We start from the raw sequence: 25,849 nt of genomic DNA on the forward strand, positions 1-25,849 counted from the left end.
CGATCCGTGACCGACTCGCCCGCCGCGCCCCCAGCCCCTGCCCCGCCCCCCGCAGGCAGCTTCGCACCGCTGCATCGTCCGGTGTTCGCCGTCCTCTGGGCGGCCACCGTGCTCGGCAATACCGGCAGCTTCATGCGCGATGTCGCAAGCGCGTGGCTGGTCACCGACCTCTCGGCCTCCCCCGCCGCCGTAGCCGCGGTCCAGGCGGCGGGCATGCTGCCGATCTTCCTGCTGGCCATCCCCGCCGGCGTCCTTTCCGATATTCTTGACCGCCGGCGCTTCCTCATCGCCATCCAGTTCATGCTCGGGGCCGTCAGCCTGACGTTGATGCTGCTGTCGCTGAGCGGCCTCATGAGCGTGTCGTCTTTGATCGCGCTGACCTTCGTCGGCGGCATCGGCGCGGCGCTGATGGGGCCAACCTGGCAATCCATCGTCCCCGAACTTGTGCCCCGCGCCGAGATGAAGAGCGCCGTGGCGCTGAACTCGCTCGGCATCAACATCGCCCGCTCCATCGGCCCCGCCGTGGGCGGCCTGCTGCTGGCCGCCTTTGGCGCGGCCGTGGCCTATGGCGCGGACGTCGCCAGCTACATCATCGTGATCGCCGCGCTGGTCTGGTGGAAGCGCGCGCCGGACCAGCAGGACGAGTTGCGCGAGCATTTCGGCGGCGCCTTCCGCGCCGGGCTGCGCTATGCCCGCTCCAGCCGCGAACTGCACGTGGTGCTACTGCGCGCCGTCGTGTTCTTCGCCTTCGCGAGTGCCATCTGGGCCTTGCTGCCGCTGGTCACCCGCGAATTGCTGCACGGTTCGGCGGCCTTCTACGGTTTACTGCTCGGCGCGGTGGGGGCCGGCGCCATCCTCGGCGCCCTCGCCTTGCCATGGCTGCGAGACCGGCTCGACGCCGATGGGCTGATGCTCGTGGCGGCGCTTGTTACGGGGCTCGCCGCCGGCCTGCTCGCGCTCGCGCCGCCGCAATGGGCGGCGGTGCCGGTACTGCTGATCATGGGCGGCGCCTGGATCGTCGCGCTCACCACGCTCAACGCCACCGCGCAGGCGATCCTGCCGAACTGGGTGCGGGGCCGCGCGCTGGCGGTTTATCTCACGGTGTTCAATGGTGCCATGGCGGGCGGCAGTCTGGCCTGGGGCCTGATCGCCCAGGAAATCGGCCTGTCGGCCACCCTGTTCGCCGCCGCAGCCGGGCTCGTCGTGAGCGGCCTGATCGTGCACCGCGTGGCGCTGCCCACCGGCGACGCCGATCTCAGCCCCTCCAACCACTGGCCCGAACCGCTATTGGCCGAACCGGTGCCCGGCGACCGGGGGCCGGTGCTGATCCTGATCGAATACCGCATCGCCCGGACCGAGCGCGACGGCTTCCTTGCCGCCCTTGAACGGCTCTCCCAGGCACGCCGCCGCGACGGCGCCTATGATTGGGGTGTGACCGAGGATGCGGCCGACCCGGAACTCATCGTTGAATGGTTCCTGGTCGACTCCTGGGCCGAGCATTTGCGCCAGCATCGCCGCGCCTCGCACTCGGACGCCGACATCCAGGAGGAGGTGCGCAAGTTCCACCTGCTGGAGCAAGGCCCGGTCGTGCGCCATTTCCTTGCCGTGGAGCCGCGCCACCGGCATGGCAATCCGTCCGGGGGATCTTGATCGGCGCCACGTGCGTCTCGCCCGAGCCGGTCCGCACAAGGCGCCCCCCTCGACCGTCGTCGTGCCCGGCGCCGGATCTAAATGGATTACCCGTTCTAGCGCAGCAGCGCGGCCTGCTGCGGCATGTATTTCAATGCATCCAGGAGCGGCGTCGGCTTGAGCTGGATCACCCCGTCGAACGGCCCTCCCATCTCCACGATCAGGAACAGGGCGCCGGCGATGGAAACCGAGCAGAGGAACATGGCCAGAACCACCACCGCATTGGCCGGGGCGAACAGGCCGAAGCTGGCGAAGATCAGCGTCAGCCAAACGATCAGCACGACGATGAACACGAACGGAATTGCGGTCACCCCTTCTTCCGTCACGGTCCAGCGGGTGATGACGATGGAATTGAAGCGGGCGATAGCCTCCTGCCGCAATTCGCGCTGATCGTCATTGGTGGGAGCGAGCGCGCGGATCGCGGCATCGATCTGGAGCAGAAGCTGGGCGGAGGGCTGCGTGCCGCTCGGCTTGGGCAGGCCGTGCAAGTCCGGCCAGGTCTCGCGGATGATGGTCTTGGTATAGTCGGTCACCAGCGCCCCCGCCTTTGCCGCGTCTGGCCCGTAGTGGCGCAGTGAGGAATCGAGCGCGATGATGTGCAGCGCGTACTGGTGCAGGTCCTTGTCGGTGGAATCATAGCCGCCTTTCACCGAGGCGGTCATCAAGCCGAGGATGAGCGAGGCCATGGCCGCGATCATGCCTACGCCGAGCTTCACCACATCCTGCGTTTCCTTGGAGACGTGCCGCTCGGGCAGCACCCTCGCGACCACCAGGGCGATCAAGGATCCGAAGAACATGCACGCGAACGAGACGATCGCGACGGTCCAGGAATTCATAAGTCCCCCGACTCACCCCTGCGCGAACGTGCGGTCCGCCAGCCATGATTGCGCTTATTGTCATTGCCGCCCGCAGGCAAGGCCCTCGCATCGCGTTTCCGCGACCCACGGGCGTGGCCGGGCCATTCAGCGCGGAATGGCCGCCCGCAGCGCGCCGGCCAAGGCCTCCAGATGCCCCCCGTTGGTGCCGCAGCAGCCGCCGAGGATGCGCAGGCGGTAGTCGCGCCGCACCTCCATCATGGCGGCGGCAAACGCCTCGGGCTGGCTCTCCTCGAGATGGTCGAGATCGTTGAGCGCCTCGGGCGGCAAGGGGGAGGCATTGGCCTTCAGGCCCGCGAGCCGGCCGCCGAGCGCGCCGAGCGCGGGGGCGGCGCGCTCCGCGTCGGCGAAGCGGGAGGGATGGGTACAGCCGACCATGTAATGGAGCGGAGCGGGGGCGAGGGTGGCGTCGAGGTGGGCGATGAAGTCCGCATAGGGCGTGCCGTCCAGCAGCGCGCCGTCGGGTGTGATCACCGGCGCCAGTACATAAGGCAGGCCGGTCGCCGCCATGGCGCGGGCCGCGCCTTCCAATTCCGCAGCGGCGGGAAAGCTCGGGGCATAAAGCAGATCAACGCCGAGGCCGGCGAGGAGGCAGGCCTGCTCGGCGTGATAGGCCTCGGCGGTGGCAATGTCGGGGGCGTGGGTCGGGTCGTAACCGTCGCCGCGCGGGCCGATGACGCCGGCGATCATCGCGCTGTCCTCAAGACCCCGTTCGGCCCGCAGGCCCTGGAGGAAGCGCACCGCCTCCCCGTTCACCCGCGCGACGTCCCCGGTGGCGGAGAAACCCAGCCGCGCGAGGCAATCGCGATGGGCGCGCCAGGTCGGCGTGCCGATCTGGATCGGCAGGGCATGGCGGGCGGCAATGTCGAGATATTCGCCGTAGATGCGGGCCAGCGCGCCACGCTGCCCGTCCCGGAACAGGGGGAGGAAGGCGGCGAATTCGGGGAGGTCGAGGTGGTCCTCGAAGATCAGGCGGGTTTCAAGGCCGCCGTCTGCGAGGATGGCGGGGGCCGTGCGAAGCAGGGTGTCGAACCGCGCCATTTGCCGCCCCTCCCTGCTCGCTACTCCGCGGCGTTGGCCGATGTCATGTCGCCGGAAAGCTTCGCCTCGGCGTCTTCCTGGGCCTTCAGGACGTCGGGATGCGGCATGGAGATGATGTTGTAGCCGCTATCGACGAAATGGGTCTCGCCGGTGACGCCGCTGGAGAGGTCCGAGAGCAGATAGAGCGAGGAATTGCCCACTTCCTCGATGCTCACCGTGCGGCGCAGCGGGGCGTGACGCTTCTGATAATTGAACATCAGCCGCGCATCGGCGATGCCCGCACCCGCGAGCGTGCGCACCGGGCCGGCGGACAGCGCGTTCACGCGGATGCCGGCCGGGCCGAAATCGGCGGCGAGATAGCGCACGCTGGCCTCAAGCGCCGCCTTGGCGACGCCCATGACATTGTAATTGGGCATCACGCGGCTGGAGCCGCCGAAGGTCAGGGTCAGCAGCGCGCCGCCATTGGGCATCAGATCCGCCGCCCGCTTGGCGATCTCGGTGAACGAGAAGCAGGAGATGATCATGGTGCGGGAGAAATTCTCCCGGCTGCTGTCGGCATAGCGGCCCTTCAATTCCGACTTGTCGGAAAAGGCCACCGCATGCACCACGAAATCCAACGTGCCCCATTCATCCCGTAGCCGGGCAAACAATGCATCGACGCTGGCGAGATCCTCCACGTCGCACGGCGCGATGATGGAGGAGCCGAGGCTCTCGGCCAAGGGGCGCACCCGCTTGGCCATGGCCTCGCCCTGATGGGTGAAGGCGAGTTGAGCGCCCTGACCGGCCAAGGCCTTGGCGATGCCCCAGGCGATGGAATGGTCATTGGCCACTCCCATCACGAGGCCGCGCTTGCCTTTCATCAGGTCCTGCATTGCCGGCTACCTCAGGTATGAACGTTTGAAGGCCGATTATCAGACCTTGCAGTGCGAAACCATCGCCAAGTCGCGCGGACGGGCCTGAATGCGATCACCTGGCATTTCAGAACCTGACGTTAGGCCGAAGGGTCAGGCATCGGGATGCTTCAACACCAGGCTGGCATTTGCCCCGCCAAAGCCGAAGCCGTTGGAGAGCACATGGCCAAGCTTGGCATTGTCGATGCGCTCGCGCACGATCGGCATGTCGGCGAACGCCGGGTCGATTTCGTCGATATGCGCGCTCTTGGTGATGAAGCCGTTCTGCATCATCAGGATCGAATAGACCGCCTCATGCACGCCGGTCGCGCCTTGGGAATGGCCGGTGAGCGACTTGGTGGCCGAGATCGGCGGGGATTTGTCGCCGAACATGGCGCGGATCGCCTCGATTTCCTTCAGGTCGCCGATCGGCGTCGAGGTGGCGTGCGGGTTGATATAATCGATCGGCGCCTTGATGGAGGCGAGCGCCAGCTTCATGGCGCGCGCGGCGCCCTCGCCGGAGGGGGCGACCATGTCGGAGCCATCGGAAGTGGCGCCATAGCCGACGATTTCCGCATAGATGCGGGCGCCGCGCGCCTTGGCGTGCTCCAGCTCTTCCAGCACCAGCACCCCGGCGCCGCCGGAAATGACGAAGCCGTCGCGGTCCTTGTCATAGGCGCGCGAGGCGACCGCCGGGCGGTCGTTGAAATTGGAGGACATGGCGCCCATGCCGTCGAACAGCACCGAGAGCGTCCAGTCGAGATCCTCGCAGCCGCCGGCGAAGATCATGTCCTGCTTGCCGAACTGGATCAGCTCATAGGCATTGCCGATGCAGATGTTGGTGGTCGCGCAGGCGGCCGAGATGGAATAGCTCAGGCCCTTGATCTTGAACCAGGTGGAGAGGGTCGCCGAGGCGGTGGAGGACATGGCCTTGGGCACCGCGAACGGGCCGACGCGCTTGGGACCCTTGGTGCGGGCGATGTCCGCGGCTTCCACGATGGTCTTGGTGGAGGAGCCGCCCGAGCCCATGATCAGGCCGGTACGCTCGCTGGAAATCTCGGACTGTTCAAGGCCCGCGTCGCGGATCGCCTGATCCATGGCCACGTGATTCCACGCGGTACCGCCGCCATGGAAACGCATGGCGCGCCGGTCGACGACCTCTTCCGCCTTCAGCGTCGGCGCGCCCTGAACCTGGGAACGGAAGCCAAGCTTGGCATAATCCTCGGCGAACGAAACCCCGCTGCGGGCCTCGTGCAGACTGGCCAGGACTTCCTGAGTGGAATTACCGATGGACGATACAATGCCCATTCCGGTCACGACGACGCGACGCATGTCACCTCCCTAAATCGGACCGGCACCCTGGCCGGCAATCGTGGCGGAGCGGTGTCAGCCGCCCACCGGCGCCGGGGCGTCCGCCTGGAACAAGCCGACCTTCAGGTCCTTGGCGCGATAAATCACCGTGCCGTCGGCCTCCAGCCAGCCGTCGGCGATGCCGAGCACCAGCTTGGAGCGCATGACGCGCTTGAACTCGATGCCATAGACCACCTTGGAGATGGTGGGCAGTACCTGGCCGGAGAATTTCAGCTCCCCGAGGCCGAGCGCGCGTCCGCGTCCCGTGGAGCCGAGCCAGCCGAGATAGAAGCCTACCAATTGCCACATGGCGTCCAGCCCGAGGCAGCCGGGCATGACCGGATCGCCCTTGAAGTGGCAGTCGAAGAACCACAGGTCCGGCCGCACGGCCAGTTCGGCGCGCATGAAGCCTTTGCCGAATTCCCCACCGGTCTCGGAAATCTCCGAAATGCGGTCGAACATCAGCATCGGGGGCAGCGGCAACTGGGCGTTGCCGGGACCGAACAGTTCGCCGCGTCCGCATGCGAGGAGGTCTTCATACTCGAAGCTGGTCTGCCGCTCGGCCATTCTAACGGGTATCGCCATTCTGCCCACGGAGGGGTGAGTTTCGTTGGGCCTAAAGGCCCGGAAAAGCCAGGCCCAAGGTTGCGCGCGTCGCGAGCGCGGGCACTCCCTATCATAGGCGGGAGCGCACTCAAAGTCATGAAAGCGTCACGGCAACCCTCGGCCGGTTTGTCCCGGGACCGTCTGGCCTCGGCTTCGGCCGCCCGGGAAAAATGCTGCAGATGCGGCAATTTCCCTCAAAACTGCGGCTGTGCCGCGCGCCGCCAGGTGGATGGGCTTTCCCCAAGGGGCGACGTACCGCCACGGGGCCGGCTCAGGGGTGCGATGCGATAGGCCAGAGCCCGCCTGCTGGAGCCCGGACAGAGGCGAAGCGCCGGCCGCCGGGCTGAAGGCTCAAGGCGCGGCACGGGGCGACTCATGGGTCGCAACCGCCTGCGGTCTCCCAGACCCCACGCCCCTTTGCGCGCCCGATCTGGTCGCTTTTGCATCCAAGCCTGCCTGTTTGGCGGGCGGATCTGCGGGAAAGCGGACGCGGAAGCGGGAAAGCGCGCCAGACATGCGCGCGGGGCTTGCATCGCGGCCCGTCGGCGGCAAATCTCTTTCCGTAGAAATGAGACCGCCATGTCCGAAAGCGCAGTGATCGTCCGCCGCAGTCTCCACGGTGAATTGGTGCCCCTGGTGCGGGACCTGATCCTCGGCGGCGAACTCCAGCCCGGCGACAAGATCAGCGAGCAGGCGCTGTGTGCTCGCTTCGGCGTCTCGCGTACGCCGTTGCGGGAAGCTCTGAAGGTATTGGCGGCCGAGGGACTGCTGACGCTGACGCCCAATCGCGGCGCCATGGTGTCCCGGCTCTCCGACACCGAGATCGACGCCTTGTTTCCCATCATGGGGGCGCTCGAAGCTCTGGCGGGGGAGATGGCCTGCGCGCGAATCACCCACGCCCAAGTGGCTGAATTGCAGGCCATGCACGAGGCGATGGTCGATCACTACCGCGCCGGCCAATCGGCACCCTATCTCAATCTGAACCGCGCGTTCCACGAGGCCCTGTTCGAGATCGCGGGCAATGCGCCGCTGACCCAGCTCTACAATTCCATGATGGTTCGCATCCACGCCATCCGCTTCGTGGCGCGCAAGTCGCCCGCCCGCTGGTTGGAGGCGGTGGAGGACCATGAGCGGATGATGGAGGCGCTGATCGCCCGCGACGGTCCAGCTCTCGCCGCCATCTTGCGCGAGCACCTGCGCCACAAAGCCGACATGGTGCACGAATCCCTGTCCTGCCTGGCCCCACCCCGCGGGACCGAGCCCGAGAAGCCGAAGCGTCAGCGCAAATCAGCGCCCACGGCCTCGGCCACAGAGGAAAAGCCGTCGGCGCGCAAATGGGCGGCGAGTTCGTCGCGCACCCGCACCACCAAGCCCGGCCCCTTGAACACCAGCGCCGAATAAAGCTGCACCAGGCTCGCGCCGGCCCTGATCTTGGCATAGGCGTCGGCACCAGACGCGATGCCGCCGCAACCGATCAGCGGAATGCGGCCCTTGGTGAGGCGCGCCAGCGCCGCCAGCCGCTCGGTGGAGAGCGCCATCAAGGGCTTGCCCGAGAGGCCGCCGGTCTCGCCCCTGTGCGCGCTGCGCAGGCTCGCGGGGCGCGACAGCGTGGTGTTGCCGAGAATGATGCCGTCGGCGCCGGTTTCCAGCACCACTTCCACGATGTCGGCGAGCGCCGCATCATCGAGATCGGGCGCGATCTTCACCAGCAACGGAGGCCGGCCGACGGGATCGGGAATGCTTTCGTTGCGGGCCGCGAGCGCGTGGCCGATCAGCCGGCTCATTTCGGCGCGCGCCTGCAGGTCGCGCAGGCCCGGCGTGTTGGGAGAGGAGAGATTGCAGACGAGGTAATCGGCGAGGCGGCAGGTGGCGGAAATGCCAGCGGCATAATCCTCGCTCGCGTCCTCGGTATCCTTGTTCTTCCCCACATTGGCCCCGACGATGCCGCCATTCCCGAGCCGCTTGCCGAGCCGGTAGATGAAGGGTGCAAGCCCTTCCGAATTAAAGCCGAAACGGTTGATGACGCCGTCATCCTCGTCGAGGCGGAACAGGCGCGGCTTGGGGTTGCCCGGTTGCGGGCGCGGTGTCACCGAGCCGGCCTCAACGAAGCCGAACCCCATGCGCAGCAGCGGGTCGAGCACTTCTGCATGCTTGTCGAACCCGGCGGCGAGGCCGATCGGATTGGGAAAATCCAGGTTCCACACGCGGGTCGCGAGCACGGGATCGGCCGGCGCCCGCACGGTCGGCCCAAGACCCGCGCGCAAGGCGCGGATCGCGAGGGCGTGGGCGGTCTCGGGGGAGATGCGGCCTAGCGCGGGACGCAGGAGGGGGTAGAGATCCATCGCGCGGCGACTATTCGGCCATCTGCGAGGCGCCGCCATGGGCTTTCGACCAGGCATGCGGATCGTGGAGGAAGGATTCGATCTCGGCCACCTGCGCTGCGGGGAACAGGTTTTGCCGCTTCACCTCGGCCAAGATATCCCACCAGGTGAGCAGGCGATGCAGCGACAGGCCGGATTCGCTGAACACCCCAGCCGCCTCGGCGAAGATGTCGTAATAGAAGAACACGAAGCAATGCTCGCATTCCGCCCCGGCGGTGCGCAGGGCGTTGACGAAATTGACCTTGCTGCGGCCGTCGGTGGTGAGATCCTCCACCAGCAGCACCCGCTCACCCGGCGAAAGATGGCCCTCGATCTGCGCGTTGCGGCCGAAGCCCTTGGGCTTCTTGCGGATATATTGCATGGGCAGCATCATGCGATCGGAAATCCAGGCCGCGAACGGGATGCCCGCCGTCTCGCCGCCGGCGACGCTGTCGAATTTCTCGAAGCCGATCTCGCGATAGATGGTGGAGACCGCGAAATCCACCAGCGCCTGCCGCACGCGGGGGAACGAGATCAGCCGGCGGCAGTCGATATAGACCGGGCTCGCCCAGCCCGAGGTGAAGATGAAGGGCTCGCCGGACGAGAAGCGCACCGCCTCCACTTCGAGGAACATGCGCGCCGAAAGCTCGGCGATGGTGGCCTTATCCGGGAAAGCTGTGACATTGGCCATGATCGGCGGCGCCCCTCGTTCGTTCGTGTGCGGAAAACGCATATATCAGAGCCGGCGTCCATGGGCACCCGGCCGTCGGTGCCGAAGATGCGCGCACCATGCAGGGCTGGGATGGCCGCCCGGTGCCGCTCGACGGCGTCCTGCTGGACCCCGTGCCGGCAAGGCGGCCGCCGGCCTCATCGTCGTACTTCTGTAATGACACGCGTGATTTAACGGCTCCTCGACTGGAGACCGTCGGCCCGGCGGGATGTTCAGGCGCCTCGCGCGCGGGTTCATGCCAGCCGCCGCAGACGGGACGGGCGGGTGCGCACCCGCCATCAGCAACAGGACCAGATGGGCCGCCATACCTCCTCCCAGCCTCAGGCCTTGTCCCAGCCCCAGGCCGCCTTTCGCACCCGGCGCCGCGCGCTGGTGCTCGGAAGCCTGTTCACGCTTGCCGGTTGCAGTGCGCTGAAGCCGCCGAAATCAACCCAGGTGAGCGCCAAGATCACCGCCGATCTCTCGATCAACCCGGCGCCGAACGGAATCGCGACGCCGGTGGTGATCCGGCTCTACACCTTGCGGTCGGACACGGCGTTCCAGCAGGCGGATTTCCAGTCCCTGTTCACCGCCGACGCGGCGACGCTGGGGCAGGACATGCTGGGCAAGCGGGAGTTCCTGATGGCTCCGGGCAAGGTCGAGGGCTACAAGGACGATGTGCCGCTGGAGACCGCGTTTCTCGGCGTCGTGGTGGGCTTCCGCAACATCGATTTCGCCGATTGGCGCGCCATCGCGCCGATCCAGGAGAACGCCCTCAACGCCGCGACGGTGAACATCACTGCCCTTTCGGTCGCGATCCCCTTGGTGAAAGTCTATTATCACAACTGGTTCTGAGCTCGCGCCCTGTCGCAGCCCTGTTACGCCGCGGCGGTAGCTTTGCCGGGAAATTGCCGTCGTCTGCGCGGCGCTATTATGCGCGCGGCAGCGGGATCAGAACCAGGGTCGGGACATGGCCGGATATTCCCCTGCAGCCGAGGCCATCGAGCTGTTCCTGGCCGGGGAGATCGGCGTCCTGCAGCTCGGCGAGCGCCTTGCCAGCTCAGGCGTTCCGCCCGCGCAGATTGCCGCCGAACTGGCCCGCTTCGCCGCCGCCGGACGCCTGCCGGAGCGGCTCGCGGCCCTGCTGCAGGAACGCGTGCTCGCGGGCGCGGCTGTAAGCGGGCAGCGCCGCACCGCCATGGACCCGCGCCCCGGCCTGCCGCCGGTGCGCCCTGCCCTGCCCGACCGGCTGGCGGTGCCGGGCGAACACGCCCTGCGAGAGCCGGACCGGCGGAATTTCGACCCTCCGGACTTTGATCCGCCGCACGCCCAAGATCCCGCTGCCGCGCGGCGCGCGCCGCTGCCACCCCGGCATGACGACCGGACCTTGCGTCCGTTGGCGGGCCCTCGGCGCATCGCGCGCCCGTTGCCGCAGGCGGACCGGGAGGGCGACCTCGATCCCCGTCCGGTGCTGGGCAGCCGTAGCCGAGCGCCCGAGGCGCCGCGCCCCTTCCCGTCCGCGCGGGATTTCCAACCGAACATCGTGTCGCGCGAGGACGTGCCCGAAAAGAGCGCGACGCAGCGTCCCCTCTCTCCGCGTCCCATGCCCCCGCGCCCCGCCCCGCCGGTGCCTTTGCCCTTGCCGTCCCTGCCCACCCGGCCGGGCGGCCGGGTTCCGCTTGCCGCAGCTCCGGAAGAGGGCGGCGACACGCAACCCCGGGCGCGTGTGGAACAGAGCATCACCGACGCCCTGCTCTCGGGCCTGCGCGGGTTGCGCCACAAGGCGCCGGAGCCCCACGGCCCAGGGCTCAACGAGCGCCATCTCGACGGCTGGCTGTCCGGCTTCCGCAGCATGCGGGTGCGCCGGCAGGCGGATCGCGTCACCGCCGGTGGACGGCCAGAGGCCAAGCATCTGCCGACCCACGCCCCCAAGCTCGGCATCGGCTTCATGTTGAAGGACCGGTTCGTGCTCGACGATGAATTGGGTCACGGCGGCATGGGCGAGGTGTTCCGCGCCGTCGACCGCCGCCGCCTGGAGGCGGGCGATCCCGATCCCTATGTGGCCCTCAAGGTGCTCTCCGCTCAGTTCCGCCTGCACCCTGACGCGTTGGCGACGCTGGAGGCGGAAGCGCACAAGGTGCAATCGCTCGCCCACCCCAATATCTGCCCGATCTACGATTTCGACCGCGACGGTCCGCACGCCTTCTTCGTGATGGAGCTGCTCCAGGGCGAGACGCTCGACATGGCCTTGCACCGCGCACCCGGCCTCCCGCTGGACGGAGAATTGGCCGGACATGTGACGTCGGGCGTGCTGGCGGCCATGTCCCACGCCCATGCGCGCGGCATCGTCCATGGCGACCTCAAGCCCGGCAACGCGTTCCTCACCCGCGAGGGCGTGGCCAAGGTGCTGGATTTCGGCGTCGCGGTGGCGTTGCGAGGCGGCGGCTTCAATCCCGAGGGGCTCGCCGCCTATACGCCCGCCTTCTCCAGCCCGGAGATGATCGCCGGCGCGCCCCGCGATCCGCGCGACGACGTCTTCTCGCTCGGTTGCCTGATCTATCTGATCTATTCAGGCGCGCATCCCTATGGCCGCCGGCCGGCTGGGGAGGCGGCGCAGCTCGGTCTGGTGCCCGATCCAATCCCCGGCATACCCGAGGCGTCATGGGCGGCCCTTGAAGCCGCGCTCGCCTTCGCCCGCGAAGATCGCCCCGCCGATGCCCGCGCGCTGGCGCGCGCCTTATTGCCCGGCCTCGGCGGCCGCCGCCGGGAAGACTGAAGCCTCCCGCTCCAACGCCGCCGCGAGCTGGCGCACGCCTTGGGAGAAATCAATCTCGGGATAGAGCAGCGAGACCAAGCCGGAGGAGCCGACCCGCACCATTTCGTCGCTCAGCAGGATCATGGCGCCGACTTCCGCACCATAGGTCTGCGAGATTCGCTCGGCCAAGACCGCGGCATCAAAGTCGGGATGCACCTTGTTCACCGCCATGAGGATGCGGGGCACCTCCAGGCGCTGTGCGAGCTGCATGGTCACGGCCGTGCCCTGATAATCCTGATGGTCCGGCCGCAGCAGGATCAGCGCGGTGTCGGAAATGGCGATGGAGAGCAGGGTCTCGTTGTTGAGGCCGGGATGGGTGTCGAGGATCAGGTAATCAAGCGCGAGGCTGCGGCACAAGGCAATCAACCCCTCGTTCAGCAACTCCACCTCATAGCCTTCCTTCACCACGCGGGCGATATCCACCGCCTTCAGGCTGGCGGGCAGCAGGCTGAGATGGCCGAGGCCGGCGCGCTCCTCCTGCGGTACGGCGCGGGCCACCATGTGGGTCACGTCCACCGCCACCTTGTCGATGGTGCAGCGGCCCCACAGGAAATCGTTGAGGGTATTGACCTCGTCCACGTCCACTTCGAACAGCACATGGATGCCGGGGGATTGGATATCCGCGTCCACCAGAGCCACGCGGCGGCCGGCGCGCACCAGTTCGGCCGCAAGGTTGCCCGCGATATTGGTTTTGCCGGTGCCGCCGCGATAGGAATGCAGCGCGAGGATCTGGGTCATGTCTCTCGGTCTCTAAAGGGAGCGATCGCGCAGCCGCTTGGCCATGGCCTGGACGGCGCGGAACTGGTCGGTATCGGCGATTTCGGCCACCGCGCGGTCGCGCGAGGAAATGTCGATGCGCAGCCGGTGCACTTCGGCGCTCAGCGCCTCGTTGCTGGCGGCCAGCGAGCGGTTGTGCTGTTCCAGAAGCGCCTGCGCCGCCGTCAAGGCCGCAAGCGTCTCCTCCAGATGCAGTTCGCGCGCTTCCACCCGCACGATCATCATGCCGAACGCCTCGGCGAGCCGACGCACGGTCTCGGGCAGGGCCTGGTCGCCGGTCATGGCGAGTAGGCCGTCCACCTCCTCGTAGCGTCCGCCGGCAATCGCCTCGCACAGCGATTTCAATTGGTCGAGCGCCTCGGCTTCGCTGATGTGTTGCGTCATCTCCGCTCCACCGCCGCTCCCGCCCCGCATGATGCCCGCCGCGACGCATGGGAATGACAGGATGTAGCATCGAAAAATGACAATGGCGTTTTGCTCAGGGCAGGCGGCGCGGCGCGCCTAAAACGGTTCGACCTTGCGCCGGCTGACACCTTTCGCCAAAGCTGCGCACAACTGGAGTTGAGGAGCGTCAATGGCCAAAGTGGTTTGTGTGGGCGAAGTGATGGTGGAGCTGGCGCGCGGCAATGACGGCCGGTTCGGGCTCGCCTTCGGCGGCGACACTTTCAACACCGCCGTTTATCTCGCCCGCGCGGGCATCGAGACCGCCTATGCCACCGCGCTCGGCGACGATGCCTATTCCGCCCAGATCCTGGATCTCGCGGCCTCCGAGGGGGTGCAGCGCGAGGCGGTGCTGATCGCGCGGGGACGGGTGCCGGGGCTCTATCTCATCACCACCGATGATCGGGGCGAGCGCACCTTCCATTATTGGCGCGATACCGCTCCGGCCCGTTCATTGTTCGAATTCGAGGGCTGGCAGAGCGTCGCCGAGATCCTAGTGGACGCGCGGGCGACCTATTTTTCCGGCATCACCTTGTCGCTCTATTCCAATGTCGGCCTCGGCCGGTTCCTGGCGGCGCTGGAAATGGCCGGCGAGCGCGGCGCGTGGCGGGTGTTCGACGGCAATTACCGGCCGCGCGGCTGGGGCGGCGATGTCTCGCGCGCCCGCACGGTGTTCGCCGAGGCGCTGAAGCGCGCCTCCATCGCCATGCCCACCTTCGAGGACGAGGCAGCGCTCTGGGGCGATGCCTCGCCTTATGCCACCATCGAGCGCATGACCACCTATGGCATCGGCGAAGTCGTGGTGAAGAATGGCGCCGGCGGCGCGTTGGTCTACGCCGATGGGCACATTATCGAAGTGCCGGTGGAACGGGAGGTGTCGCCGGTGGATACCACGGGCGCCGGCGACAGTTTCAATGCCGCCTATCTCGCCGCCCGCCTCAAGGGCGCCGGGCCGGAGGACGCCGCCCGCGCCGGCCACCGCCTTGCCGGCACGGTCATTCTGCATCGCGGCGCCATCATCCCGCGCAGCGTGCACGAAGGCGCCGCCTCCCACTGAGCTGCGAGGTTCTCTCATCCAAAGGTGGAGCCCGCTTGGCTCAGCCGAATTTTGCGGCGCGCGGCAGAGCGGCCGCGACGCTGGCGAGATCGCGGATGGCGGCGAAATCACCAGCCCGAATGAGGTCCGCCGGCACCACCCAGGAGCCGCCAACCGCCACGACGTTCGGCAGCGCCAGATAGCTTGCCACATTGTTCGGTCCAATGCCGCCGGTGGGGCAAAAGCGCAGGTGCGGCAGCGGCCCGGCGATGGACTTCAGAAAGGCGACGCCGCCCGCGGCCTCGGCGGGGAAGAATTTCAGCACCTCGAAGCCGAGGCCCGAGAGCACCATGGCTTCGCTCGTGGTGGCGCAGCCGGGCAGCACCGGCACCGGCGCCTTGGCCAGCGATTCGGCAAAATGCGGGGTCGTTCCGGGGCTCACGAGATAGGCCGCGCCGGCCTCGATGGCGGCTTCCACCTGGGCCTGGTCGGTGACCGTGCCGGCGCCCGCGATGGCACCTTCCACATCTCGCACGATGTGGCGGATGGCTTCCAGCGCCACCGGCGTGCGCAGCGTCACCTCGATCAGCGGCAGGCCGCCATCCACCAGGGCACGGGCGAGCGGGACTGCATCTTCCAGGCGTTGGATCACCACCACCGGGATCACGGGCGCACGGGCGACAAACGGGAGGGGGCTTGGAAGGCTCATGATGGTGTCTCTCTCAACCGGACCGCCTTTGAACCGCACCCGCCGGCCCGTGTCGAGGGGCCATTGCACAGGGCTGACCGGCGCGGCGGGGTCCAATCGATCAATGAGTTGAAACGATTTAGGAAACCCGTGCGGAAATTCCAAGTGAAGCCGTGTCGTCCGGTCAGGCGAGGGCGGTCATCAGGCTGGAGCTTGGGAACAGAGCCAGCCCGGCGCCGGCCAGCGCCACCCCATAGGGCAGGCTTTGAGCGATCTTCATGCGGCTCCAGCCGCGCCGCGCATATAAGGTCACGCCCACCACCAACAGTGCGCCGAGCGCGCCGCAGGCCAAGGCGAAGGCCGGCAATTGGGAGGGATCGAGCCACAAGGCCAGCGCGGCGGCGAGCTTGGCATCCCCTGCCCCCACCAGGTCGTGGACGAACAGCCAGAACCCCCCTGCGAGAACGCCTGCCGCAAGCAGCAGCCGCAGCGGCATGTCGTCGACGCGCCCCGAGGCGGCAAGCAAAGCGAAGCCGCACGCAAGGGAAAGGATGACGAGATTGGGAATCATCCGCCACGATAGGTCAGTGGCGATCACCGCCGCGAGTGCTGCCGGGAACAGGCCGAGCACCAGCAGGTGGTCAAGGGTGAGGCTATCGAGGGAGAGGCCGGCCACGCCGTTCAATTGCCTGCCGCTGCGGCTCCCGCCTTGAGGCGGGCGAGGGTCAGGCCGATCTGGGTCAGCACGGTGACGATGGCGATCGACAGGCCAGCGGCGATCAGCCCGTATTCCAGGGCTGTCGAGCCATGTTGTTCCTTCACGAAGCGGGCCAGCAAGAGCTTCATCACGCACCCTCGTCCGCGCCTCCGGGCGCGGCTGTCTCAGACGGCGTTGCGTGCCGTCCTTGGATCGAGACGCTAGGGGGACGCCCCTTGCGGGGTGGTAAACGCGGCCCGCGCGGCGGCTCTTGCGCCGGCACAGCTTGTGCGGAAGGTTAACGCTCCCTCAGCAGCGCTCCGCCGCGACGCTCGCCGCGCGGGCATCGAGCCGCAGCGAGACGAGGCCCAGCCCCAGCGCCGCGCAGGAGAGGGAAACGCCGACGAACGGGAGGTTCTGGTAGGCAAGTCCATGGGTGATCGCCACCGCGCCGATCCAGGCGCCCGCCGCATTACCGAGGTTGAAGGCCCCCTGGTTGAGGGTTGAGGCCAGGTTCGGCGCCGAGGTCGCGGTATCCACCACCCGCAATTGCAGCAGCGGCACCAGGGCGAAGGCCAGCACGCCCCACACCAGCAGCACCGCCAGGGCCGGCACGGCGGCGGTGCTCGCCGGCACGAACAGGAGCAGCACGCCGATCAGCACCACCAGGGTGCCGATGAGCGACGGCATCAGCCGCCAGTCGGCGAGCCTGCCGCCCAGCATATTGCCGGCGGTCAGCCCGACGCCGAACAGCAGCAGCGCGCCGGTGATGGCGTTGGCGGAGAGCCCCGTCACCTGCGCGAGCAGCGGCGAGATATAGGTAAAGACGCTGAACAGGCTGGCCGAGCACAGCACGCTGATGAGCATGGCCAGCGCCACCTGGGCATCGCCGAGCACGCGGAATTCGCTCAGGATGCGGCCGCTCTTCATGGGCAGGCCGCGGGGCAGCAGGACCACCAAAGCGGCAAGCGCCGCAGCGCCGATGAGCGCCACCGCGAAGAAGGTGGAGCGCCAGCCGAGCCATTGGCCGAGCGCTGTCCCCGCCGGCACGCCCAGCACGTTGGCGATGGTGAGGCCGGCGAACATCAAAGCAATCGCCTGCGCCCGCTTGTGGCGCGGCACCAGGTCCGCCGCCACCACCGAGCCGATGCCGAAGAAGGCGGCATGGCAGAAAGCGGTGACGATGCGCGCGCCCATCAGCAAGCCGTAGCTGGGTGAAAGCGCGCACAGGATGTTGCCGCCGATGAACACCGCCATCAGCCCCACCAGAGTGGTCTTGCGCGGCCAGTTGGCGGTGAGGATGGCGAGCAGGGGCGCGCCGATCACCACGCCGAGCGCATAGCCCGTCACCAGAAGTCCGGCTTGTGGAATGGTCACCCCAAGGTCGCGCGCGACGTCCGGCAACAGGCCCATGACCACGAATTCCGTGGTGCCGATGCCGAAGGCGGCCACGGCGAGCGACAGGAGCGACAGGGGCATGAGCGAAATTCCGGAATGTGCGGCTCATCAGGATTGCCGAAATTGATGCAATGCAGCAAGCCGGGGGTGGCGTCATCAGCCATGCATGGGGGCGTGAACACATTTGCGGGAATGCCGGCTGGCCCTAAACTGCCTGCGGCACGGCATGGCGCGGGCTGGGGATAGCGTGATGGGTTTGCGATTCAAGGATGATCTCTTCGACGCGCAGTTTCTGCGCGCCATGGGGCATACGTATTATGGCGGCGCCGACATCGGCGAATGCCTCGCTGTGGCCGCGGGCATCCCGGAAGGGGACACTGAGGGTTGGTATACGCAATGGACCGCGCTTGCCGAGCATCTCTACGACGCCGGCCAGGCGAGCCTGGTGGCGGGACGGGGCACCAGCGCGCGGCAGGCCTTCCTGCGATCCTCCAATTATTTCCGCACCGCATCGCTGTTCCTGCTGGCGGCGCCCCTCGATCCGCGCGCGGTCACGGCCTATGACCGGCAGACCGAAGCGTTCGCCCGCGCCTGCGCCCTCATGGAACACCCCGTGCAAAGCGTGCGCATTCCGTTCGAGGAGACAAGCCTCCACGGCCTGTTCCTGCGCCCCTCGGCTGATGACACACCCCGGCCGACCCTGATCGTCACCGGCGGCTATGACGGCACCGCGGAGGAATGCTTCTTCTACAGCGGCGCGGCGGCGCTGGAGCGGGGCTATAACGTGTTGCTCTATGACGGGCCGGGGCAAGGCGAGGCGCTGTTCAAGCAGGGCCTCAATCTACGGCCGGATTGGGAAAATGTGCTGCGCCCGGTGGTCGACTTCGCGCTGGCCCAGCCGATGGTGGACCCCGAGCGGATTGCGCTTCTCGGCCTCAGCCTCGGCGGTTATCTGGCGCCGCGTGGGGCGAGCGGAGAACCGCGCCTTGCGGCCTTGGTGGCCGATCCCGGCCAATATGCGCTGCTGGAGGAAATGCGCGCCCGCCTGCCCGGCTGGCTCGGCCGCGGCCTGCCGAAGGGCAATCCCATCACCCGCTGGGTGCTGAGCCGCATGATGACGCGCATGATGGGCCGCCCCACCGGGGGCTGGGCCCTGCGGCGCGGCCTGTTCGTCAATGGGGTGGCGACGCCCTGGGACTATGTGCAGTCGATCGCCGCCTTCACTTTAGAAGGGCGCGTGCAGGAGATCGCCTGCCCCACCATGGTCTGCAAGGCCGAAGGGGACCAGATCGGCGCTTCGGCGCAAAGCCTGTTCGAGCATCTCGCCTGCACCAAGCGGCTGGCCGTCTTCAAGGCCCAGGACGGGGCTGGAGCCCATTGCGAATCAGCCGCCCGTTCCCTGTTCAATCGCGAGATGTTCGACTGGCTGGACACGGTGCTGGCGCGCTGATGGGCGTCGAAACCGACCCACTCGGCACCAGGGCGAATCCCGCACGGCACGGGTGAAGAACCGTCCTCGGTCTCAGGCGGCGTCTCTTCGGCGCACGGCGAGGTTCAGCAAGACCCGTTCGGCGAGGGGTTGGGCCATGGCGGCATTGCGCCGGCAGGCGAGGACCGCTTCGTCCACGGTCAGAATAGCCCTCAGGCAACGCTCGGGCGTGAAGGCCCGCAGCGCCCGGTCGACCAAGGGCTTGCGGGAGAAATGAACCGCCGGCCGCGCCTGCTCGATCACCCGCTCGATGCTGCTGCCTCCCTCGACCGCCAGCGCCATCTGGTGCAGCGACATGAGCGCCCGCAGCAGCGCGCCGAGGATGGCGTCGGGCCGGGTCGCCGCGCCCCAGGCCTTGGCGAGCGCGGTCGCCGTCTCGGCCGGCTGGCCGGCGAGGGCCGCGTCCACGACGTCGTCCGTGGCAAGCGCGGAGACATCCCCGACGATCACCCGCACATCATCCAGCGTGACACGCCCCTGGCCCTTGGCATAGAGCGCCAATTTCTCGATCTCGCCGCGGGAGGCGAGGCGGTCGCCGCCAATCAGGGAGACCAGCAGATCGCGCGCGTCGCGGTCGATGGTGAGCCCGGCTTCGCCCAGCATGGTGTCCGCGAGCCGCATCAGGTCGCGCTCGCCGTCGGCATAGCAAGGGATGGCGAGGGCGTTCGGCGCCCCCTCGCATAAGGAACGCAAGGGCGCCCCCTTCTTGAGGTCACCGGCCTCGACCACCACCAATGCGTCGCACGGCTCGGCAAGCACGGGTTCAAGCGCGGGAACGATGTTGCGGCTGCCGGCGCGCACCCAGACCACACGCTGGCCGCCGAACAGGCCGATGGTGCGTGTCTCATCCATGAGCCGGCGCGGATCGCCGGAAAGCTCGTCCCCATCCAGGCGCACCACGGCGAAGGGATCGGCGGTATCGGGGACGGCGCGGCGCACCAGGGCAGCCGCGCGCTCACGCACCAGCCCGATGTCCGGCCCGTAGATCAGCACCACCGGGCGCTTGGGATCGCGGCGGGCGAGAGCGGCCTCGGCCTCACCCGCGCGCACCGCGACCATGGGTCAGCGCGCCGGTGTGGGAGTGGCGGCCGGAGTCGCAGGAGCTGCCGCGGCGGCCGGGGCAACCGGGGGGGTCCCGGTCGAGGGACCACCGGGGGCCGGCGTGCCCGTCGGGTTCTTGATGAAGAAGGCGGCGAGCTGCACCTTGATCTGGTCCGCGACCACCTGGGAGGCGCGGTTCTCCGCGTCGCGGGCGGCGCTGTAATTGGCGAAGCGCTGCTCGCTCACGTCCGTGGAAACGGCGGCGGCGGCCTTGCCGCTGACGAGCGGAGGCTTGGTCTCCTCACCCGCGCGTACCAGCTTCCACTCGCCTTCCACGCGGAAGGTCTTCGCTTCCGGCAGGCCCGACTGGGTGTCGACGATGGCGAACGAACTGGAGGATCGCACCGTGATGAACATCTTGTACGGCGCATTGGCGGGATTTCCCGCCCCGCCGGTGAGATTGTAGATCAGGTCGTTGCGCAGATCGTTGCCGATCCGTCCGTTGATCTTGACGATCTCGATATCCTGAAGCCGCTCCTGCAGGGCAGGACCGCCGGCGGTCGAGTTCGCCGCATACATGGGCTGGAAACAGCCGGCGAGCGCCCCGGAGAGGGCGCACACGAGGCCGAGGCGGGCGAATAGAGCGGCGCGATCAGGCGACAACATTCACGATCCTCTGTGGAACCACGATGATACGCTTCGGCGGCCGCCCGTCGAGGGCGCGCTGCACGGTTTCAAGGGCGAGCACGGCGGCTTCGACCTCGGCGGGGGTGGCCTCGCGCGGAACGACGATATCGTCGCGCTTGCGGCCGTTGATCTGGATCGGCAGCGTGATGGTATCCTGCACCAGCAGTGCCGGGTCCACCTGCGGCCATGCGGCCTCAGCCACCAGCCCCGCGTGGCCGAGCGCGGCCCAGCATTCCTCGGCCAGATGCGGCGTCATGGGGGCGATGGTGCGCACCAGCATTTCCGCCGCCTCGCGCAAAGCGAAGGCCAGATCGGGCGCCACCTCCCCGGCACGGACGGCGGCAATGGCCTGCCCGAAGGCGTTGGCGAATTCGTGCACGTGGGCGACCGCCACATTGAAGCGCAGGCGTTCCACGTCTTCGGCCACGGTCGCGACCAGGGCGTGGGAGGCGCGGCGCAGCGCGGTCGCTTCCGCACCGAAGCTCTGCGGCAACGGCGCATCGGCCGGGGCGCCGAGGGCGATGCCCTCATGCACCAGACGCCACACGCGCTGAACGAAGCGCCATGCGCCCTCGATGCCGGATTGCGTCCATTCGCTGTCGCGCTCGGGTGGGGTATCCGCCAGCATGAACCAGCGGGCGCAGTCCACGCCATAGGTGTCGGCCACCACTTCGGGCGCCACCACGTTGCGCTTGGACTTGGACATCTTCTCCGGCGGGCCGACCACCACGTCCTCGCCGGTGTCGATCTTCACCGTCTTGCCGGTGCCGAGGAGCTTCACCTCCTCCGGGAACAGCCAGCGGCCGGCTTTGTCCTTATAGGTCTCGTGGACGATCATGCCCTGGGTGAACAGGCCGGCGAACGGCTCCTTGATGTCCACGCGGCCGCACGCGTTCAGCGCCCGGGTGAAGAAGCGCGAATAGAGCAGGTGCAGGATCGCGTGCTCGATGCCGCCGATATATTGGTCCACCGGCAGCCAGTGGCGCACGGCATCCTTGTCGAGCGGCTTTGCCACGTCGTCGCTGGCATAGCGCAGATAATACCAGGACGAATCCACGAAGGTGTCCATGGTGTCGGTCTCGCGCTTGGCCGGCGCGCCGCACTTGGGGCACGGGACGTTACGCCACGCCTTGGCGCGGTCCAGTGGATTGCCCGGCATGTCGAAGGCGACATCGTCCGGCAGCGTCACGGGCAACTGCTCGCGCGGCACGCCGACGGGTCCGCAGGTCTCGCAATGGATGATAGGGATCGGGCAACCCCAATAGCGCTGGCGCGAGATGCCCCAGTCGCGCAGGCGGAAATTCACCTGCCTTTTGCCCTGCGGCTCATCGCCGATGCGGAACCGCTCCAATTGCCGGGCGACCGCCTCTTTCGCCGCGTCCACGCCCATGCCGTCGAGGAATTGGGAATTGAACAGCGTGCCCTCGCCGTCATAGGCGAGATCCTGCACCGCGAAGGTTGCGGGATCGGCGTCCGGCGGCAGCACCACCGGCGTGACCGTGAGGCCGTATTTGCGGGCGAAATCGAGATCGCGCTGGTCGTGCGCCGGGCAGCCGAAAATGGCGCCGGTGCCGTAATCCATCAGCACGAAATTGGCCACATAGACCGGCACGGTGCGGGAGGCATCCAGGGGATGAACCACCTGAAGGCCGGTGTCGTAGCCCATCTTCTCCTGGGTCTCGATCGCCTCGGCGGTGGTGCCGCCCTTCTTGCAGGCGACGATGAAGGCAGCGAGCGTCTCGTCATTCGCCGCCAGCGCCTGGGCGAGGGGATGGTCCGGCGATAGGGCCAGGAAGGAAGCGCCGAACAGCGTGTCGGGGCGGGTGGTATAGACCTTCACCGCCGCCGTCCCGGCCGGGATCTTCTCCCGATGATGGGCCTTCGACAGCTCGAACAGCACCTCCAACCCTTCCGAGCGGCCGATCCAGTTGCGCTGCATGAGGCGCACCCGATCCGGCCAGCGGTCGAGTGTGTCGAGGGCGTCCAGCAAATCCTGGGCGAAATCGGTGATGCGGAAGAACCATTGGGAGAGCTTGCGCCGTTCCACCACCGCGCCGGAGCGCCAGCCGCGCCCGTCGATCACCTGCTCGTTGGCGAGCACGGTATTGTCGATCGGGTCCCAATTGACCTCGCTCTCCTTGCGATAGGCAAGGCCCTTGTCCAGCAGGTCGAGGAAGATGCGCTGCTGCTCGACATAATAGGAGGGATCGCAGGTGGCGATCTCGCGATTCCAATCGAGCGACAGGCCGAGCAGCTGGAGCTGCTCCTTCATGGAGGCGATGTTCTCGTAGGTCCAGGTCTTGGGATGAATGCCGCGTTCGATGGCGGCATTCTCCGCCGGCAGGCCGAAGGCATCCCACCCCATGGGATGGAGCACGTTGAAGCCCTGCATGCGCTTGGTGCGCGCAAGCACGTCACCCATCACATAATTGCGCCCATGGCCGATATGGATGCGGCCCGACGGATAGGGGAACATCTCCATCACGAAGAATTTGGGACGCGGATCGTCGTTCCGCGTGCGGAAGATGTCGCGGTCCTTCCAAATCTTCTGCCAACGGGGTTCGGCGTCGCGCGCGTTGTATCGGTCTGTGGTCATCGAATATCTATGGTCCAAGGGCGGCGGGACTAGGACAGAAACCGCGCTACGGGTCAACCTTCGCGGCTGCGGCAGAGCGGTGCGGGACACGAGGGAGCTGCATAGCACGGCGGCGGGCCATCCCATGGCGGTGCTGGCTCGGCGGCCGGGGGCCATGCTAACCAGCAAGGCCAAGGAGACCGCCATGCCGATCGTGATGCCCGAGTGCTTCGCCCCTGCCGCCATGTCTTCCGTGCCGGTGCGCCTCGTGACCCGGGACGGCTTCAAAACCGCGCCCTTGTCCGCGGCGGCGCGGCGGTTCGCGGAAGCGGCGGGGTTCAAGGGCGAAAGCGGCAAGCTGCTCGCCCTGCCGGGTGCGGACGGGGGGGTCGCGGGTTTCCTGTTCGGCGTGCCGGGGGAAAAGGGCGATCCGTTCGCCGCCGGAGCGCTGCCGGGCCTGCTGCCGGAAGGCGATTATCATCTGGAGGGGGAGATCGGCGCGCTCGATGCCCTCGCCTTCGCGCTCGGCACCTATCGCTTCACCCGCTACCGGGCCAATTCCAAGGGTCAGGTCCGCCTGAAGCTCGGCGCCGCGGACGATGCGGCCGCCCTCGCCCGCACCGTGGAAGCCGTGAGCCTGGTGCGCGACCTGGTCAATACGCCCGCCAATGATCTCGGCCCCGCCGAGCTGGAAGATGCGGCCCGCAGGCTCGCTGCCCGCCATGGGGCAAGCTTCCGCGCCATCGTCGGCCCGGACCTTTTGGCGCGCAATTTCCCGTTGATCCATACCGTCGGCCGCGCCGCGACCCGTGCGCCGCGCCTGCTGGATTTCACCTGGGGGCCGGAAGACGCGCCGAAGGTGACGCTGGTGGGCAAGGGCGTGTGCTTCGATACCGGCGGGCTCGACATCAAGCCCTCCTCCGGCATGCTGATCATGAAGAAGGACATGGGCGGAGCGGCGACCGCGCTCGGCCTTGCCCATCTCATCATGTCGCGCGGCTTGAAGGTGCGGCTGCGGGTGCTGATCCCGGCGGTGGAGAATGCCATCGCGGGCGATGCCTTCCGCCCCGGCGACATCTTTGCGAGCCGCAAGGGCCTGACGGTGGAGATCGGCAATACGGACGCGGAAGGGCGGCTGGTGCTGGCCGATGCGCTCTCGCTGGCGGATGAGGATAGTCCCGACCTGCTGGTGGATTTCGCCACCCTCACGGGTGCTGCCCGTGTCGCGCTCGGCCCGCATTTGCCCCCCGTCTATACGGATGACGAGGCGCTGGCCGCCGATCTCGCCCGCCACGCGCAGGCGCAGGCCGATCCGCTCTGGCGCCTGCCGCTGTGGCGGCCTTATGCCTCGATGATCGATTCCAAGGTGGCCGACATCAACAATGCCGGCACCGGCGGCTTCGCCGGCTCGATTACGGCGGCGCTATTCCTCGCGCGCTTCGTCGAGACGGCGAAATCCTGGCTGCATCTCGATATCTATGCCTGGAACCCCTCCGCCCGTCCGGGTCGGCCGGAAGGCGGGGAGGCACAGACCATCCGTGCGCTCGATGCCCTGATCGCCGAGCGTTACGGCGCATGAGCCAGGATCTGAAAGGCCGTGACCCGCGCCTCACCCCCGCCAAGGCCACTCTTGCCGCCGAAAGCCTGCGGGGCATCGTCGACGCGCCGTTCTATAATGAAGGCGTGAAACGGCGCGTGGTGGAGCCGGTGGCGGCGGTGCGGCGCGCGCCCTCCTCCACCGCCGCTCTCGATACCGAGGCGCTCCAGGGCGAGATCGTGACCATTTACGAGGACGAGGGCGAGGGCTGGGCCTGGGGCCAGCTCGAAGCCGACGGCTATGTGGGCTATCTCCCGAGCGAATCGCTCGCCGCGCTGGGTCCCGCGCCGACCCACAAGGTGCGGGCGCAGCGCACCTTTTTGTTTCCCGGCCCCGACATCAAGCTGCCGCCCCGCGCGGTCCTGCCGTTCGGCGGACGGGTGGAGGTGCGCGATCTGCGCGGTGCCTTGGCCGTGACCCCTCAGGGGTTTCTACCCGCGGTGCATCTGGTGCCGGTGGATCATGTGGAGGGCGACTTCGTCGATGTGGCCGCCCGGTTCCTGGGCACGCCCTATCTGTGGGGCGGGCGCTCGGCCTTCGGGCTCGATTGCTCCGGCCTGGTGCAGACCGCCCTTGCCGCCTGCGGCATCGCCGCCCCGCGCGACAGCGACCAGCAGGAAGCAGCCCTCGGCGCGGCCGTACCGCTGGATACGCCATTGCGGCGGGGCGACCTGCTGTTCTGGCCGGGCCACGTGGCCATCGTCGAGGACGAAGCGAACCTGCTGCACGCCAACGCTTTCGCCATGTCCGTCGCCCGCGAGCCCTTGCCGGCCGCGCTCGCCCGCATCGGCGCCACGACGCCGCTGCGCAGCATCAAGCGGCTGGAGGGTTAAGCGCGCGCCGGGACTGGACTTCCCCCTCCCCAACTCTCCCCCGTTTCTCCCTCCCCCGCACGCGGGAGGAGCCCCGCGCCGCTCTCGCGTCCCGGTCCAGCGACGGCGCAGCCGGAGCGCCGAACCGGGAGCCAGGGGAGGATGCGGCGAAGCCGGCCAAAAGCATCGCCCGCTTGAGGGATTGAAGCGCCTGCGGCGGCCTGTTGTGCTGGGGTCCCGGCTCGCGTTCCGCGTCGGCCCTGCCGCCGCTTCCCT

At 67.9% G+C, this 25,849-nt stretch carries 23 protein-coding genes and 1 pseudogene; 8 read left to right on the top strand and 16 right to left on the bottom strand.

Features of this window, described 5'->3' with window-relative positions; translation table 11 throughout:
* Window positions 1-6: 6 nt before the first annotated feature.
* Window positions 7-1,650, top strand: coding sequence for an MFS transporter (locus V5F77_RS14840; RefSeq protein WP_429006131.1), 1,644 nt, complete (start codon window positions 7-9; stop codon window positions 1,648-1,650).
* Window positions 1,651-1,745: 95 nt separating this feature from the next.
* Here the strand turns inward: V5F77_RS14840 and V5F77_RS14845 are convergent, their stop codons facing one another.
* The 5 genes from V5F77_RS14845 to fabA all read right to left on the bottom strand — a co-directional run bounded on the left by V5F77_RS14845 (window position 1,746) and on the right by fabA (window position 6,412).
* Window positions 1,746-2,525, bottom strand: a complete 780-nt coding sequence (locus tag V5F77_RS14845; protein WP_429006132.1) for a bestrophin-like domain — start codon at window positions 2,523-2,525, stop codon at window positions 1,746-1,748.
* A gap of 126 nt (window positions 2,526-2,651) precedes the next feature.
* Window positions 2,652-3,605: a homocysteine S-methyltransferase family protein gene (locus V5F77_RS14850; RefSeq protein WP_429006133.1), complete on the bottom strand. Its 954-nt coding sequence runs from the start codon at window positions 3,603-3,605 to the stop codon at window positions 2,652-2,654.
* Between the two features lie 20 nt (window positions 3,606-3,625).
* Complete coding sequence (fabI, locus tag V5F77_RS14855; RefSeq protein ID WP_429006134.1) at window positions 3,626-4,477, bottom strand: enoyl-ACP reductase FabI; 852 nt, start codon at window positions 4,475-4,477, stop codon at window positions 3,626-3,628.
* A 132-nt stretch (window positions 4,478-4,609) separates the two neighbouring features.
* The gene (gene fabB / locus V5F77_RS14860) at window positions 4,610-5,827 is read right to left on the bottom strand and encodes a beta-ketoacyl-ACP synthase I (protein ID WP_429006135.1); all 1,218 of its coding nucleotides are present in this window, start codon (window positions 5,825-5,827) and stop codon (window positions 4,610-4,612) included.
* Window positions 5,828-5,881: 54 nt separating this feature from the next.
* Window positions 5,882-6,412 carry a 3-hydroxyacyl-[acyl-carrier-protein] dehydratase FabA gene (fabA, locus tag V5F77_RS14865; protein WP_429006136.1) on the bottom strand — a complete coding sequence of 177 codons (531 nt, stop codon included), beginning with the start codon at window positions 6,410-6,412 and terminating at the stop codon, window positions 5,882-5,884.
* A 618-nt stretch (window positions 6,413-7,030) separates the two neighbouring features.
* Here fabA and V5F77_RS14870 point away from each other — a divergent pair.
* A pseudogene (locus tag V5F77_RS14870) lies at window positions 7,031-7,639 on the top strand (GntR family transcriptional regulator); the annotation flags it as partial.
* Window positions 7,640-7,728: 89 nt separating this feature from the next.
* Here V5F77_RS14870 and V5F77_RS14875 read toward each other — a convergent pair.
* Window positions 7,729-8,793: a quinone-dependent dihydroorotate dehydrogenase gene (locus tag V5F77_RS14875; RefSeq protein ID WP_429006137.1), complete on the bottom strand. Its 1,065-nt coding sequence runs from the start codon at window positions 8,791-8,793 to the stop codon at window positions 7,729-7,731.
* Window positions 8,794-8,803: 10 nt separating this feature from the next.
* Window positions 8,804-9,502: an orotate phosphoribosyltransferase gene (locus V5F77_RS14880; protein WP_429006138.1), complete on the bottom strand. Its 699-nt coding sequence runs from the start codon at window positions 9,500-9,502 to the stop codon at window positions 8,804-8,806.
* Between the two features lie 303 nt (window positions 9,503-9,805).
* On the opposite strand from V5F77_RS14880, the gene tssJ reads away from it, so the two are divergent.
* Together tssJ and V5F77_RS14890 are read left to right on the top strand one after the other, a co-directional pair.
* Window positions 9,806-10,375 (top strand): type VI secretion system lipoprotein TssJ, encoded by a 570-nt coding sequence (gene tssJ, locus V5F77_RS14885; RefSeq protein ID WP_429006139.1) that lies wholly within the window; start codon window positions 9,806-9,808, stop codon window positions 10,373-10,375.
* A 115-nt stretch (window positions 10,376-10,490) separates the two neighbouring features.
* Complete coding sequence (locus V5F77_RS14890; RefSeq protein WP_429006140.1) at window positions 10,491-12,296, top strand: serine/threonine-protein kinase; 1,806 nt, start codon at window positions 10,491-10,493, stop codon at window positions 12,294-12,296.
* Here V5F77_RS14890 and V5F77_RS14895 read toward each other — a convergent pair.
* Together V5F77_RS14895 and V5F77_RS14900 are read right to left on the bottom strand one after the other, a co-directional pair.
* On the bottom strand, window positions 12,258-13,073 hold the full coding sequence (locus tag V5F77_RS14895) for a MinD/ParA family ATP-binding protein (RefSeq protein WP_429006141.1): 816 nt from the start codon (window positions 13,071-13,073) through the stop codon (window positions 12,258-12,260). The two genes, V5F77_RS14890 and V5F77_RS14895, sit on opposite strands and share 39 nt — an antisense overlap.
* 12 nt (window positions 13,074-13,085) lie before the next feature.
* A complete protein-coding gene (locus V5F77_RS14900) occupies window positions 13,086-13,496 on the bottom strand; it encodes a hypothetical protein (RefSeq protein ID WP_429006142.1) in 411 nt (136 codons plus the stop codon).
* Window positions 13,497-13,686: 190 nt separating this feature from the next.
* Between V5F77_RS14900 and V5F77_RS14905 the strand changes: the two genes are divergently transcribed.
* Window positions 13,687-14,610, top strand: coding sequence for a sugar kinase (locus V5F77_RS14905; protein WP_429006143.1), 924 nt, complete (start codon window positions 13,687-13,689; stop codon window positions 14,608-14,610).
* Between the two features lie 40 nt (window positions 14,611-14,650).
* Here the strand turns inward: V5F77_RS14905 and eda are convergent, their stop codons facing one another.
* From eda to V5F77_RS14925, 4 genes are all read right to left on the bottom strand, one after another.
* Window positions 14,651-15,298: a bifunctional 4-hydroxy-2-oxoglutarate aldolase/2-dehydro-3-deoxy-phosphogluconate aldolase gene (gene eda / locus V5F77_RS14910; RefSeq protein WP_429006144.1), complete on the bottom strand. Its 648-nt coding sequence runs from the start codon at window positions 15,296-15,298 to the stop codon at window positions 14,651-14,653.
* Window positions 15,299-15,461: 163 nt separating this feature from the next.
* Window positions 15,462-15,953: a prepilin peptidase gene (locus V5F77_RS14915; RefSeq protein WP_429006145.1), complete on the bottom strand. Its 492-nt coding sequence runs from the start codon at window positions 15,951-15,953 to the stop codon at window positions 15,462-15,464.
* Window positions 15,954-15,958: 5 nt separating this feature from the next.
* A complete protein-coding gene (locus V5F77_RS14920) occupies window positions 15,959-16,123 on the bottom strand; it encodes a Flp family type IVb pilin (protein WP_394086127.1) in 165 nt (54 codons plus the stop codon).
* Between the two features lie 160 nt (window positions 16,124-16,283).
* Window positions 16,284-17,453, bottom strand: a complete 1,170-nt coding sequence (locus tag V5F77_RS14925; RefSeq protein ID WP_429006146.1) for an MFS transporter — start codon at window positions 17,451-17,453, stop codon at window positions 16,284-16,286.
* A gap of 169 nt (window positions 17,454-17,622) precedes the next feature.
* Between V5F77_RS14925 and V5F77_RS14930 the strand changes: the two genes are divergently transcribed.
* A complete protein-coding gene (locus V5F77_RS14930) occupies window positions 17,623-18,822 on the top strand; it encodes an alpha/beta hydrolase family protein (protein WP_429006147.1) in 1,200 nt (399 codons plus the stop codon).
* Between the two features lie 72 nt (window positions 18,823-18,894).
* Here the strand turns inward: V5F77_RS14930 and holA are convergent, their stop codons facing one another.
* Genes holA through leuS form a run of 3 tightly spaced genes read right to left on the bottom strand, consistent with a single transcriptional unit; the run spans window position 18,895 to window position 23,185 of the window.
* Window positions 18,895-19,920, bottom strand: coding sequence for a DNA polymerase III subunit delta (gene holA / locus V5F77_RS14935; protein WP_429006148.1), 1,026 nt, complete (start codon window positions 19,918-19,920; stop codon window positions 18,895-18,897).
* Between the two features lie 3 nt (window positions 19,921-19,923).
* Complete coding sequence (locus V5F77_RS14940) at window positions 19,924-20,568, bottom strand: hypothetical protein (protein WP_429006149.1); 645 nt, start codon at window positions 20,566-20,568, stop codon at window positions 19,924-19,926.
* Entirely contained in the window at window positions 20,555-23,185 is a 2,631-nt protein-coding gene (leuS, locus tag V5F77_RS14945; protein ID WP_429006150.1) for a leucine--tRNA ligase, read from the bottom strand. The genes V5F77_RS14940 and leuS overlap by 14 nt, the downstream gene beginning before the upstream one ends.
* A 196-nt stretch (window positions 23,186-23,381) precedes the next feature.
* On the opposite strand from leuS, the gene V5F77_RS14950 reads away from it, so the two are divergent.
* Both V5F77_RS14950 and V5F77_RS14955 read left to right on the top strand, forming a co-directional pair.
* On the top strand, window positions 23,382-24,743 hold the full coding sequence (locus V5F77_RS14950) for a leucyl aminopeptidase family protein (RefSeq protein WP_429006176.1): 1,362 nt from the start codon (window positions 23,382-23,384) through the stop codon (window positions 24,741-24,743).
* Window positions 24,740-25,594: a C40 family peptidase gene (locus V5F77_RS14955; protein ID WP_429006151.1), complete on the top strand. Its 855-nt coding sequence runs from the start codon at window positions 24,740-24,742 to the stop codon at window positions 25,592-25,594. Before V5F77_RS14950 ends, V5F77_RS14955 begins: the two co-directional genes overlap by 4 nt.
* Window positions 25,595-25,849 lie beyond the last annotated feature (255 nt).

Source organism: Roseixanthobacter psychrophilus, assembly GCF_043195195.1.
Lineage (GTDB): Bacteria > Pseudomonadota > Alphaproteobacteria > Rhizobiales > Xanthobacteraceae > NCEH01.

What these genes read in the sequence shown, in the direction of transcription:
- V5F77_RS14875 (WP_429006137.1), bottom strand. Translation starts at nt 8,793, where the DNA reads ATGGATCTCTACCCCCTCCTGCGTCCCGCGCTAGGCCGCATCTCCCCC.
- V5F77_RS14895 (WP_429006141.1), bottom strand. Translation starts at nt 13,073, where the DNA reads ATGACCCAGATCCTCGCGCTGCATTCCTATCGCGGCGGCACCGGCAAA.
- fabA (WP_429006136.1), bottom strand. Translation starts at nt 6,412, where the DNA reads ATGGCCGAGCGGCAGACCAGCTTCGAGTATGAAGACCTCCTCGCATGC.
- V5F77_RS14955 (WP_429006151.1), top strand. Translation starts at nt 24,740, where the DNA reads ATGAGCCAGGATCTGAAAGGCCGTGACCCGCGCCTCACCCCCGCCAAG.
- V5F77_RS14850 (WP_429006133.1), bottom strand. Translation starts at nt 3,605, where the DNA reads ATGGCGCGGTTCGACACCCTGCTTCGCACGGCCCCCGCCATCCTCGCA.
- V5F77_RS14880 (WP_429006138.1), bottom strand. Translation starts at nt 9,502, where the DNA reads ATGGCCAATGTCACAGCTTTCCCGGATAAGGCCACCATCGCCGAGCTT.
- V5F77_RS14930 (WP_429006147.1), top strand. Translation starts at nt 17,623, where the DNA reads ATGGGTTTGCGATTCAAGGATGATCTCTTCGACGCGCAGTTTCTGCGC.
- leuS (WP_429006150.1), bottom strand. Translation starts at nt 23,185, where the DNA reads ATGACCACAGACCGATACAACGCGCGCGACGCCGAACCCCGTTGGCAG.
- V5F77_RS14845 (WP_429006132.1), bottom strand. Translation starts at nt 2,525, where the DNA reads ATGAATTCCTGGACCGTCGCGATCGTCTCGTTCGCGTGCATGTTCTTC.
- holA (WP_429006148.1), bottom strand. Translation starts at nt 19,920, where the DNA reads ATGGTCGCGGTGCGCGCGGGTGAGGCCGAGGCCGCTCTCGCCCGCCGC.
- V5F77_RS14905 (WP_429006143.1), top strand. Translation starts at nt 13,687, where the DNA reads ATGGCCAAAGTGGTTTGTGTGGGCGAAGTGATGGTGGAGCTGGCGCGC.
- V5F77_RS14920 (WP_394086127.1), bottom strand. Translation starts at nt 16,123, where the DNA reads ATGAAGCTCTTGCTGGCCCGCTTCGTGAAGGAACAACATGGCTCGACA.
- V5F77_RS14950 (WP_429006176.1), top strand. Translation starts at nt 23,382, where the DNA reads ATGCCCGAGTGCTTCGCCCCTGCCGCCATGTCTTCCGTGCCGGTGCGC.
- V5F77_RS14940 (WP_429006149.1), bottom strand. Translation starts at nt 20,568, where the DNA reads ATGTTGTCGCCTGATCGCGCCGCTCTATTCGCCCGCCTCGGCCTCGTG.
- eda (WP_429006144.1), bottom strand. Translation starts at nt 15,298, where the DNA reads ATGAGCCTTCCAAGCCCCCTCCCGTTTGTCGCCCGTGCGCCCGTGATC.
- fabI (WP_429006134.1), bottom strand. Translation starts at nt 4,477, where the DNA reads ATGCAGGACCTGATGAAAGGCAAGCGCGGCCTCGTGATGGGAGTGGCC.
- V5F77_RS14890 (WP_429006140.1), top strand. Translation starts at nt 10,491, where the DNA reads ATGGCCGGATATTCCCCTGCAGCCGAGGCCATCGAGCTGTTCCTGGCC.
- V5F77_RS14925 (WP_429006146.1), bottom strand. Translation starts at nt 17,453, where the DNA reads ATGCCCCTGTCGCTCCTGTCGCTCGCCGTGGCCGCCTTCGGCATCGGC.
- fabB (WP_429006135.1), bottom strand. Translation starts at nt 5,827, where the DNA reads ATGCGTCGCGTCGTCGTGACCGGAATGGGCATTGTATCGTCCATCGGT.
- V5F77_RS14900 (WP_429006142.1), bottom strand. Translation starts at nt 13,496, where the DNA reads ATGACGCAACACATCAGCGAAGCCGAGGCGCTCGACCAATTGAAATCG.